Genomic DNA, 10,912 nt, shown 5'->3' on the forward strand with positions numbered 1-10,912 from the left:
GGATTGAACACCGTGATTGACCCGCAGCTTTACGAGAACCGACCATGACCGACACCCCACATTTTCCCCTCGCTGCCGTCGTCGGTGCCGATGACCTGAAGCTCGCCCTGTGCCTGACCGCCATCGACCCGAAAATCGGTGGCGTGCTGATCGAGGGGCCGCGCGGCATGGCCAAATCGACCCTGGCCCGAGGGCTGGCGGATCTGCTGGCCAGCGGACAGTTCGTCACGCTGCCGCTGGGGGCAACCGAAGAGCGCCTTGTCGGCACGCTGGACCTCGACGCGGTGCTGGGTGAAGGCCGCGCGGCATTCTCGCCGGGGGTTCTGGCCAAGGCGGACGGTGGCGTGCTGTACGTCGATGAGGTCAATCTGCTGCCGGACCATCTGGTCGATCTGCTGCTGGACGTGGCTGCCAGCGGCGTCAATCTGGTGGAGCGCGACGGTATCTCCCATCGCCATGCCGCGCGCTTTGTGCTGATCGGCACCATGAACCCGGAAGAAGGCGAACTGCGCCCGCAGTTGCTCGACCGTTTCGGCCTGAACGTGGCGTTGAGCGGGCAGACATTGCCGGAACAGCGCGGGCAGATCATTCGCCGCCGGCTGGATTTCGACGCCGCGCCTGAGGCGTTCTGTCAGCATTGGGCCCCGCAGCAGCAGGCGTTGAAGGCGCGGTGTGAAACCGCCCGGAGCCTGTTGCCGACCATCGAGCTGGATGACGTCAGCCTGGGCCTGATCACCGAGCGTTGCTTTGCGGCCGGGGTCGACGGTTTGCGTGCGGATCTGGTCTGGTTGCGCGCGGCCCGTGCCCATGCGGCTTGGCGCGGCGGTGCTCAGATCACCGAAATCGACATCGACGCCGTGGCCGATTTCGCTCTGCGCCATCGTCGTCGGGAGCCGCAACCGCCGCATCAGCCGCAATCCCGGCCGCCTGCGTCATCAGAGCAAAGCCCGCCGAGACCCGACAACGGCGCTCAGCCGCAGCACGAAGCGCCAGAAACAGGCGAGGGCAGTTGGGGTGAGTTGCCCGCCCGCAGCGTGCAGGCGGGCAGTCGCAAAGAAGTGCCCCGCTGGCCAAAAAAGCCCTAGGCATTCGCCCCCGCCTGTCGAAGGGGGCGAATGCCAGCCCTCGACCGGGTGCCCTGGGTGGCGGTAGAAACGGCGCTGCCCGCCCCGGTGCGGAGGGCGCCATTGCCTGGCTGCCGACCTTGCTGCGCGGCCGCCCTCGGGTTCGTGACGATCTGGTACGTCAGCCCCGCAGTCGCCGGCCGGAGCAGCTCTGGCTGGTGATCGTCGACGCGTCGGCATCGACCCGGCGCAATCAGGCGTTGAGTCAGGCGAAGGGTTTATTGGCGGGGTTGTTCGATGATGCGTATCGGCAGCGCGCCAGGCTGGCGTTGCTCACCGCCAGCGGCAAGGGCGCGCGCTGGCAGCATCAGGGCTTGAAAGCCGGCGCCGCGTTGCAACCCTGGCTGGATGCATTGGGTGCTGGGGGCGGCACGCCGCTGTTTGACGCGATCAATCAGGCGGCGGACTGGTCAGCAAAACGGCAGAAGCGCTGCCCGGCGGAGCAGCAACGGGTGCTGATTCTCACGGACGGGCGCGTCAAAGACATGCCGGCGCTATCAAGGCGACCGGCGCAGCCGCTTCCCTTGTTCGGCGGCCCCGTGCTGCTGATCGACATCGAGCGTGGGGCCATTCGACTGGGCCGCGCCCGGGACATCGCCGCGCAGCTGGACGCCGACTACCGTCACATCGACGAGTGCTGAGCGCGCGTCGTCGGCAGGGGTTAGATCAGCAGGTCTTCAGGCGGGCATGGTCCACGGCTCAAGGCTGTAACCTTCGCCGCTGATCTCGGCACGGGCCTGTTCCAGGAACTGCGCCAGTTGTTTCGGATCGGAGTAGGCGCTGCTGGGGATCTGCTTGCGGCCAATGCGGGTGCTGGTGCGGTCGACGACGGTCAGGCTCAGTTCGCCATTGCCGTCCTGCGGGGCCCAAGCCACGCACTGGAAGGGTTCAAAGGCGTGACCGGCAATCAGCAAAGCATCGTTGAAGCGCAAGGGGGCGTTCATGGACTGTCCTCAAAGTGCCCGTATCCGTTGGCACCGGCGGCGGGCGTTTCGCTCGGTGGTTACGCGTATTGCTACTTGTACTGATGACCGTCCCCCACGGCTGAGTCACACCCATTTCTGAAATTTCTTGATTTATTTTAAGCGTCAGTTCGGTCGCGCTTCCTCGCCGCGCTTGGGCCAAACTCCTGCAATGCCTTGGCAGCGCACGCCCGATGCCTTCGATCTCGGGCCACGCTGCTAAGCACGTTTCGATCTTAGGCTTATAGAGAATCGATCCAAGGACGCGTCAAAAATCTTGCTATGGTGTCAATCGGCCTTCACAAGCTACTGTTTAAAAAACGTTTTCCCACGATCACTATGCGACCCCGGCGCCAAGGAAACTCACATGCATGATCTGGCCTCCATCCGCCGCTTGCTGATCGTCGAACCGTGCGCGGAATGCCTGCAGTTGGTCCCCGGCTTGCGCATCGCGGGTTGGGATGTCGACAGCTGCACCCTTGAAGAGGCAGCGCTGCGTCCCTGTGACGTGGGCCTTATCCGCCTGCTGCCCGAGCATTTCGAACACCCCGAAGTGGTCAAATCCCTTATCTCCCGAAGCAATACAGAATGGATCGCAGTCCTGACCAGCGAGGACCTGCGCCGCGAGCACATCGGTGATTTGGTCTGTGAGTGGTTTTTCGATTTCCATACCTTGCCCTTCGATGTAGCCCGCGTGCAGGTGACATTAGGCCGCGCCTACGGCATGGCACGGCTGCGTGCCAAAGGTGCCAGTTATGCCAAAGGCGCCCCGTACGGAGAGAGCCCGGGTCCGCAACTGCTGGGGGAAAGCCGGCCCATGCGCGAATTGCGGCGATTGCTGAGCAAACTGGCGCCCACCGAATCGCCGGTGCTGATCCGTGGCGAAGGCGGGACGGGAAAGGAGCTGGTCGCGCGCACGCTGCACGCACAGTCCCAGCGCCGCGAGCAGCCATTCATCTCGATCAACTGCGGGGCGACGCCGGAGCATTTGCTGCAGGAAGAACTCTTCGGCGAGGCAGGGGAGGACGTCGACGCATCACGCCAGCGCAGGACGGGGCGCATCGAAGAAGCCAACGGCGGCACGCTGTTTCTCGACGAGATTGGCGATCTGCCCCTGGAGGTCCAGGCCAATCTGTTGCGGTTCCTGCAGGATCCGCACATCGAGGTGGCAGGCGAGCGGATCCCGGTCGATGTGCGGGTGCTGGCGGCGACCAATGTCGACCTGGAAGCGGCGATTCGCATGAAGCGTTTTCGCGAAGACCTGTATTACCGGCTCAACGTCTTGCAGGTGGGCACCGCGCCGCTGCGCGAGCGGCACGGCGATCTGGCCTTGCTGGCCAATCACTTCGCCCAGTTCTACAGCCGGGAGACCGGCCGGCGGGTGCGTAATTTCAGTCAGGACGCGCTGGTCGCCATGGGCAAGCACGACTGGCCCGGCAACGTGCGGGAGCTGGAAAACCGGGTACGTCGCGGGCTGGTGCTGGCCGAAGGGCGGCAGATCGAAGCGTTCGACCTCGGGCTGCTGGGCGAAGAAGAGATCAGCTCCAGCATGGCCACTCTCGATGAGTACAAGTCTCGGGCGGAACGGCAGGCGCTGTGCGATGTGTTGACCCGTCACAGCGACAACCTCAGCGTGGCGGCCAAAGTGCTTGGCATCTCACGGCCGACGTTTTATCGCCTGCTGCACAAACACCAGATTCGCTGATCGAGCGTCGGGCGAGTTATCCGCCGGCGCTCACGTCCGGCTGGTAGGCATTCAGTCGTTAATCAGTTGGGCAACCCGTTGCAACACTCGCTCACTGCGGTAGCTCCAGCTCCCGCCGATCACTTCGAAGTTCTGCCCATGGGCCACCAGCCAGTTCCGGCTGGCTTCGAAGAATGCCTGGCGTTCGCTCAGGTCTGGCTGGCAACGCTGGCCGTCGCCGATCCATTCGACGCCTTCCGGCGAGAGCAACAGGTGCAGATCGTAATGGCGCTCGGCGAGGGCTGTTTCGAGCCACGCCGGGCAGTCGTTGAACAACGCGCGACTCCAGAGGATGTTGCTGAGCAAGTGTGTGTCGAGGATCAGCAGCGCCGGTTTCAGCGAACGGGCGGCGTCTTCCCAGGCCAGTTGCTCATGGGCGATGACATCGATGTCTGCGTAAACGGTGTCCCGCTGCACCTCATCGATGAACTGGCGCACGTATTCGCCCACCAGCACGCCACCGAACTGCCGTTGAATCTCTTCCGCCAGCCAGCTCTTGCCGCTGGATTCGGGCCCTGTCAGTACCAGCACTTTCATCCCCGTCAACGCGCCAGCGCGGGGTCGGCGCGCCAGTCACGCCAGCCTTGCACGGCGAGCAGGGCGAACAGCGCGTACAGGCCGGCGGTGAGGTACAGCGCTTTGTAGAGAAACAGGCCGACGAAGATCACATCGAGAAGGATCCACAGCGGCCAGCACTGCACGCGCTTCTGCGCCATCCATACCTGCGCCACCAGGCTGTAGCCGGTCAGTGTGGCGTCGAGCCAGGGTTGAGCGGCGTCGGTGAAGTGGGCCATGGCCGCGCCGAGGACAAGGCTGACCAGCGCGCCGGCCACCAGACTGAGCAGCAGGCTGCCACTGCCCAGCGAGGTGACCATGCGGCCGTTGTCCGCCGCGCCCCGGCGGGTCCATTGCCACCAGCCATACACCTGGAGCCCGGCGTACACCACCTGCAGCAGCATGTCGGAGTAGAGCTTCACGTCAAAGAAGATCCAGGTGTAGAGCAACACCATGACCAGGCCAATCGGCCAGCACCACGGGTTTTGTTTGACTGTCAGCCAGACGGCAATGACACCGAGTGCGGCGGCGAACAGTTCAAGCCCTGACATGGCAACTCCTGAGGAAACGATGAAAAAACGGGTCGGCGATTGTAGGCGCTTTATCGCCCGAGGTGGGGCGCGATGATGCGTCGGAAGCGTCTGAAAAGGCACTGGAAAAACAGCCTGGGCAACCCGCAGGGTTCATAGAGGAAATGTAACGACGATGAGACAAACGTCAAAGCCTTCGCGCCAGTATTCATGCTAGCGCGTTAGTCAAAAAGGTCTGCTAGCATCGCCGCGCTCATGCCCTGGCCAGACAGCCTGCGTTCATGCTTTTTTTACGCTCGACCGTTTATCGTTCGCGCAACAGTTTGTAATACAAATCAAGAGAGCCTCGCCATGAGCGGGCTCCAGCCGGGGGAATGATGGATCTTTGGACCGCCGCACAGGCGCTGATACTTGGAGTTGTAGAAGGGCTCACGGAGTTTTTGCCGATTTCCAGTACGGGCCATCAGATCATCGTTGCGGATCTGATCGGTTTTGGCGGCGAGCGCGCGATGGCGTTCAATATCATTATTCAGTTGGGGGCGATCCTGGCGGTGATGTGGGAGTTTCGTCGCAAGATCCTCGACGTGGTCACCGGGCTGCCGACCCGGCCCGAAGCGCGGCGGTTCACTGCCAACCTCATCGTCGGGGTGCTGCCCGCCATGGTCCTCGGGGTGCTGTTTTCCGATCTGATCCACGAATACTTGTTCAACCCGATCACCGTCGCGGTGGCGCTGGTGGTGGGCGGCTTCATCATGCTCTGGGCCGAGCGCCGCGAGCATGTGATTCACGCCGAGACCGTGGATGAGATGACCTGGGTAGACGCGTTGAAGGTCGGCTTCGCGCAATGCCTGGCGATGATTCCCGGCACTTCGCGGTCGGGCTCGACCATCATCGGCGGGCTGCTGTTCGGCCTGTCACGCAAGACCGCCACCGAGTTTTCGTTCTTTCTGGCGATGCCGACCATGATCGCGGCTTCGGTGTACTCGGGGTACAAATACCGTCACCTGTTCCAGCCCGACGACCTGCCGGTGTTCGCCATCGGCTTCATCGCCGCGTTCATCTTCGCGATGATCGCCGTGCGCGGTTTGCTCAAGTTCATCGCGACCCACAGCTACGACGTGTTCGCCTGGTACCGTATCGCGTTTGGCTTTCTGATCCTGGCGACCTGGCAATTCGGCTGGGTGGACTGGTCCAGCGTGCAGGGCTGATCTTCCGATGACTCAACGCTTCGAACCGCAAAACCCCGGTCGCCCGGCCGCTGCTAAACCCGTCGCCGTGCGTTTTCTGAAACTCAAGCTGCTGGCGCTGCTGTTGCTGTGCGGCCTGCCGGCTTACGGGGTCGTCACGTATTGGACGAGCGGCGTCAGCTGGCTGCCCGCGGCGATCTACGCGCTGATGAGCCTCGTCGCATTTGCCCTGTATGGCTACGACAAGAAGCAGGCCCGGCACAGCGGACAGCGCACGCCGGAAAAGCTGCTGCACGGAATCGAACTGCTCGGTGGCTGGCCCGGCGCGCTGCTGGCTCAGCAGGTGTTTCGCCACAAGACGCGCAAGTTTTCCTACCAGTTGGTGTTCTGGCTGATTGTGCTGCTGCACGAGTTGTTCTGGATGGACCGTCTGCTGTTCGGCGGTCGACTGATCTCGCGCCACCTGTTCTGAGCCGCTTTTTAGCAGACGCGGCGACGGTTATAGCTTCAACGCCACCTGCCTGCGCTTCGACAGTTTGCCGACCACCAATTGATGGGAGCGGGTCAGCAAGTCCTTCAGCTCGTCTTCGCCCATGGCGAACGGGTAGGCGAGGGTGACCCAGTGGGCACGGGCCAGGTACGGCGCAGGGCGTATGCCCGGACGGTCGACGTAGCCGAGGAACAGCTCAGCGCCGACCTTGAACGACAGATCGTTGCCCGCCAGGCCCATCACCGCAAACATTTTGGTGTCCGCGATGGAGAACACCCTGACGCCGCCCCATTTGTAATCCTCCCGCGCGCCCGGAAGATTCAGGCAGAACGCGGCGACGTCTTCAATCTGCATGGGAGTGTTCCTGAATGCGGGTGAGGGGTGACCGGCAGCCTACGTTAACCATTTGAACGACCGCCATTCGACGCCAGGTCCGCCAGAATCGGGCAGTCCGGGCGGCGGTCGCCCTGGCAGTGGCTGACCAGGTTCTGCAGGGTGTCACGCAGGCCGGCCAGTTCCTCGATCTTCTGGTTGAGTTCGAGGATGTGCTTGTGGGCCAGCGCCTTGACGTCGGCGCTGGCGCGGCCGCGGTCCTGCCAGAGGGTCAGCAGTTTGCCGACTTCTTCCAGGGAAAACCCCAGGTCTCGCGAGCGTTTGATGAACGCCAGGGTGTGCAGCTCGTCCGGGCCGTACAGGCGATACCCGCTGTCGGTGCGGGTGGCGGCCGGAAGCAGGCCGATGGATTCGTAATAGCGAATCATCTTGGCGCTGAGGCCGCTGCGTTTGGCGGCTTGTCCGATGTTCATGAGGCGTCTCCCGTGTCGTTGTGGGCGTCTTTGGGTGTCCAGGTTTTCAACAGCAGGGCGTTGCTCACCACGCTGACGCTGGACAAGGCCATGGCTGCGCCCGCCAGCACCGGGTTGAGCAGGCCGAACGCGGCCAGCGGAATGCCGATCAGGTTATAAACGAAGGCCCAGAACAGGTTCTGGCGGATCTTCGCGTAGGTCTTGCGGCTGATGTCGAGGGCGGCGGGGATCAGCCGCGGGTCGCCACGCATCAACGTGATCCCCGCGGCGTGCATGGCCACGTCTGTGCCGCCACCCATGGCGATGCCGATGTCAGCGGCGGCCAAGGCAGGGGCGTCGTTGATGCCGTCACCAACCATCGCCACCACGCCGTTTTTCTTCAGCGCCATGACGGTCGCGGCTTTGTCGGCAGGCAACACTTCGGCGTGCACGTCGCGGATGCCCAGCGCCTCGGCGACCACCCTGGCGCTGCCGCGATTGTCACCGGTCAGCAAATGGCTGCTGATGTGCCGGGCGTTCAGTTGGGCGATGGCCTCAACGGCGCCGGTCTTGAGGGTGTCGCCGAAGGCAAACAGGCCGAGCACCTGACGCTGGGGGCTCAATTCGATCAGCCAGGACAGCGTGCGGCCCTCGGCTTCCCATGCCTGAGCGCGCTCGTTCAGAACGTCCCCGGCCAAGCCGCCTTCGTCCAGCAAGCCGCTTTCCTGCAGCAAGCGGTGATTACCCAGCGCCAACTCGCGGCCTCGCAGGGTGCCTGTGATACCGCGTCCGGCCAGCGCGCGGCTATTGCCGACGGTATCCAGGCTCAGCCCGCGTTCGGCGGTCGCGTCCAGCACTGCTTTGGCCAAGGGGTGCTCGCTGCCACGCTGCAGCGCACCGGCCCGTTGCAGCAAGGTGTTTTCATCACCGTCGAGGGCAGCCATGTGGGCAATGCGCGGCCTGCCGGAAGTCAGCGTGCCGGTCTTGTCGAAGACCACCGTGGTGACTTCATGGGCGCGTTCCAGGGCTTCGGCGTCCTTGATCAAAATGCCGTGGCGTGCGGCCACGCCGGTGCCGGCCATGATCGCGGTCGGCGTGGCCAGCCCGAGGGCACAGGGGCAGGCGATGACCAGCACGGTGACGGCGTTGATCAGCGCAGCCTCCAGCGACGCGCCAGCCATCAGCCACCCTGCCAGCGTCGCGACGGCAATCAACAGGACCACGGGCACGAACACCTGACTGACCTTGTCGACCAGCTTCTGAATCGGCGCCTTGGCAGACTGTGCGTCTTCCACCAAGCGGATGATGCGGGCCAGCACGGTTTCCGCGCCCAGCGCCCGGGTGCTGATCAGCAGCCGGCCCTCGCCATTGATCGCGCCGCCGGTGACCCTGTCGCCGGGCTGTTTCGGCACCGGCAGGCTCTCGCCTCTGATCAGGGCTTCGTCGGCGTGGCTCTGGCCTTCGAGCACCTCGCCATCCACCGGAAAGCGCTCGCCAGGTTTCACCACCACCGTATCGCCGACACTCAGGGCGCTGATGGCGACGTCCGCTTCCTGCCCGTCCACCCACCGGATCGCCCGTTCGGGGCGCAAGGCTTCCAGGGCCCGGATCGCGCTGGCGGTCTGGCGCTTGGCGTTGCTCTCCAGGTATTTGCCGAGCAGGACCAGGGCGATGACCACCGCCGAGGCCTCGAAATACAGGTGCGGCATCGTGCCGGGGCCAGCGCTTAGCCATTGGTACACGCTCAAACCATAACCGGCGCTGGTGCCCAACGCGACGAGCAGGTCCATGTTGCCAGCACCCGCGCGCACGGCTTTCCAGGCGGCAACGTAAAAGCGCGCGCCGAGGAGGAATTGCACGGGGGTGGCCAGAGCAAACTGCAGCCACGCCGGCAGCATCCCGTGGACGCCGAATGGCTGCAGCAGCATTGGCAAGACCAGCGGCAGTGCGAGCACGATGGCCACGATCAACTGCCAGCGCTCGGTGCCGTGGCGTTTGCGCTGGTCGGCGTGCTGGGTGGCGAAGTCCTGTTCGAGGCTGGCGCCGTAGCCGGCCTTGTCGACGGCGACCACCAGCACAGCGGGGTCGATCTGCCCGCTGACCTCGACGTGGGCGCGCTCGTTGGCGAGGTTGACCGTGGCGACTTGAACGCCGGGCACTTTGCGCAGCGCGCGTTCCACCCGGCCGGCGCAACTGGCGCAGGTCATGCCGGTAATGGGCAGATCAAATGTGTGGGCACTGGGCATCGCGGGCACTCCGGCAAGTCGATTGCCAGTAAGGATCAACCTTGCCCTTCTGGCAAGGTCAAGAGGTGCACAGCGTTGAATGTGTTGACTGGATCGTTTGCACGCTCCCACGCAGGACAGCCCATTGGCAACCTGCGACAATCCCAGCCCCTTTCGGCCAGGCGAGCGGCAAACCGTGTACGACTTCAACGATTTGTACTACTTCGTGCAGGTGGTCGAGAACAAGGGGTTCGCGGCCGCCGCGCGCAAGATCGAGGTGCCCAAGACCAAGCTCAGCCGGCGCATCGCTCAGTTGGAGGATCGGCTGGGGGTGCGGCTGATCCAGCGCACCACTCGCAAATTCACGGTGACCGAGGTGGGGCTGGATTATTACCGGCACTGTGTGGCAATGCTGGTGGAGGCCGATGCCGCCGAGAAGGTGGTCGAGCAGTCGAGGTCCGAGCCCCAGGGCATCGTGCGCATCAGTTGCCCGCCGGCGCTGGGTTCGATGGGGGTGAGTGACACGATCGCGAAGTTTCTGGTGCTGCACCCGAAAGTGCAGATTCAGGTGGAGAGCACGAACCGTCGGGTGGATGTGTTGGGGGAGGGCTATGACATCGCGCTGAGGGTGCGTTTTCCGCCGCTGGACGATGAGAATCTGGTGATGAAGGTGTTGGGCGAGAGCCATCAGCGGTTGGTGGTTCGTCCCTCGTTGCTGGAGGGCAGGACGATTCGAACGCCGCAGGAGTTGGTGGGGCTGCCGAGTATGGATCTGGCGCCGGCGAACCGTGAGCACCGTTGGGCGTTGATCGGTCCGGGGGGTGAGCGGATCGAGGTTGCTCATCAGCCGCGCTTTGTGACGTCGGATCTGGATGCGTTGCACCGGGCGGCGGTGGAGGGAGTGGGGGTGGTGCAGATGCCGGAGATTATGGTTCGGCATTCGTTGCATGAGGGGCGGCTGGTTGAGTTGTTGCCGGGGTTTCGTCCGCCGAGTGGGTTGATTCATGCGGTGTTTCCTTCTCGGCGGGGGTTGTTGCCGTCGGTGCGGGGGTTGGTGGATTTGCTGGCGGAGGATTTTGGGGCGAATGAGAAGGCGGATCGGGAGGCGTGTGAGTTGGCGGGGCATCTGTAGGCTTTTTCAATATCAAGATCAAGATCAAGGTCTTTAAGATCAAGAGCGTCTGCCTGGGGGCAGACTGGGGACTGTCAGATTTTTTGTGTGCGGGCTGGTAGCGGCCTGCCGTTAGGCAGGCCGTGCTTTTACCAGGTCGGCCTGATAAATCGATCTCCGTACAGAATCGCAAATTGAT

General features: G+C 63.7%; 12 protein-coding genes. 6 read left to right on the forward strand and 6 right to left on the reverse strand.

Translation table 11 applies throughout. The features are described from left to right. Positions 1-44 precede the first annotated feature (44 nt). Both ACYASU_RS06815 and ACYASU_RS06820 read left to right on the forward strand, forming a co-directional pair. Positions 45-1,085, forward strand: coding sequence for an ATP-binding protein (locus ACYASU_RS06815; protein WP_463582358.1), 1,041 nt, complete (start codon positions 45-47; stop codon positions 1,083-1,085). Between the two features lie 53 nt (positions 1,086-1,138). Further along, positions 1,139-1,765 (forward strand): vWA domain-containing protein, encoded by a 627-nt coding sequence (locus ACYASU_RS06820; RefSeq protein ID WP_463582371.1) that lies wholly within the window; start codon positions 1,139-1,141, stop codon positions 1,763-1,765. A 36-nt stretch (positions 1,766-1,801) separates the two neighbouring features. On the opposite strand, the gene ACYASU_RS06825 is transcribed toward ACYASU_RS06820, so the two are convergent. Beyond that, complete coding sequence (locus ACYASU_RS06825) at positions 1,802-2,068, reverse strand: hypothetical protein (protein WP_062381945.1); 267 nt, start codon at positions 2,066-2,068, stop codon at positions 1,802-1,804. Positions 2,069-2,453: 385 nt separating this feature from the next. Between ACYASU_RS06825 and ACYASU_RS06830 the strand changes: the two genes are divergently transcribed. After that, positions 2,454-3,791, forward strand: coding sequence for a sigma-54 dependent transcriptional regulator (locus ACYASU_RS06830; protein WP_463582359.1), 1,338 nt, complete (start codon positions 2,454-2,456; stop codon positions 3,789-3,791). Between the two features lie 51 nt (positions 3,792-3,842). On the opposite strand, the gene ACYASU_RS06835 is transcribed toward ACYASU_RS06830, so the two are convergent. Next, on the reverse strand, positions 3,843-4,367 hold the full coding sequence (locus tag ACYASU_RS06835; RefSeq protein ID WP_463582360.1) for an AAA family ATPase: 525 nt from the start codon (positions 4,365-4,367) through the stop codon (positions 3,843-3,845). 5 nt (positions 4,368-4,372) lie between these two features. After that, complete coding sequence (gene pnuC / locus ACYASU_RS06840) at positions 4,373-4,936, reverse strand: nicotinamide riboside transporter PnuC (RefSeq protein ID WP_463582361.1); 564 nt, start codon at positions 4,934-4,936, stop codon at positions 4,373-4,375. Between the two features lie 356 nt (positions 4,937-5,292). On the opposite strand from pnuC, the gene ACYASU_RS06845 reads away from it, so the two are divergent. Both ACYASU_RS06845 and ACYASU_RS06850 read left to right on the forward strand, forming a co-directional pair. After that, a complete protein-coding gene (locus tag ACYASU_RS06845) occupies positions 5,293-6,123 on the forward strand; it encodes an undecaprenyl-diphosphate phosphatase (protein ID WP_463582362.1) in 831 nt (276 codons plus the stop codon). Positions 6,124-6,130: 7 nt separating this feature from the next. Beyond that, positions 6,131-6,574, forward strand: a complete 444-nt coding sequence (locus tag ACYASU_RS06850; protein WP_463582364.1) for a DUF1294 domain-containing protein — start codon at positions 6,131-6,133, stop codon at positions 6,572-6,574. 27 nt (positions 6,575-6,601) lie between these two features. On the opposite strand, the gene ACYASU_RS06855 is transcribed toward ACYASU_RS06850, so the two are convergent. Genes ACYASU_RS06855 through ACYASU_RS06865 form a run of 3 tightly spaced genes read right to left on the reverse strand, consistent with a single transcriptional unit; the run spans position 6,602 to position 9,623 of the window. Further along, a complete protein-coding gene (locus tag ACYASU_RS06855; RefSeq protein ID WP_192172064.1) occupies positions 6,602-6,946 on the reverse strand; it encodes an MmcQ/YjbR family DNA-binding protein in 345 nt (114 codons plus the stop codon). Between the two features lie 44 nt (positions 6,947-6,990). Then, on the reverse strand, positions 6,991-7,398 hold the full coding sequence (gene cueR, locus ACYASU_RS06860; RefSeq protein WP_192172063.1) for a Cu(I)-responsive transcriptional regulator: 408 nt from the start codon (positions 7,396-7,398) through the stop codon (positions 6,991-6,993). Further along, positions 7,395-9,623 carry a heavy metal translocating P-type ATPase gene (locus ACYASU_RS06865; RefSeq protein WP_463582365.1) on the reverse strand — a complete coding sequence of 743 codons (2,229 nt, stop codon included), beginning with the start codon at positions 9,621-9,623 and terminating at the stop codon, positions 7,395-7,397. Before ACYASU_RS06865 ends, cueR begins: the two co-directional genes overlap by 4 nt. 175 nt (positions 9,624-9,798) lie before the next feature. Here ACYASU_RS06865 and ACYASU_RS06870 point away from each other — a divergent pair, with 175 nt between their 5' ends. Beyond that, complete coding sequence (locus tag ACYASU_RS06870) at positions 9,799-10,734, forward strand: LysR substrate-binding domain-containing protein (RefSeq protein WP_423574742.1); 936 nt, start codon at positions 9,799-9,801, stop codon at positions 10,732-10,734. Positions 10,735-10,912 lie beyond the last annotated feature (178 nt).

This window comes from Pseudomonas sp. HP_12 (assembly GCF_055283955.1).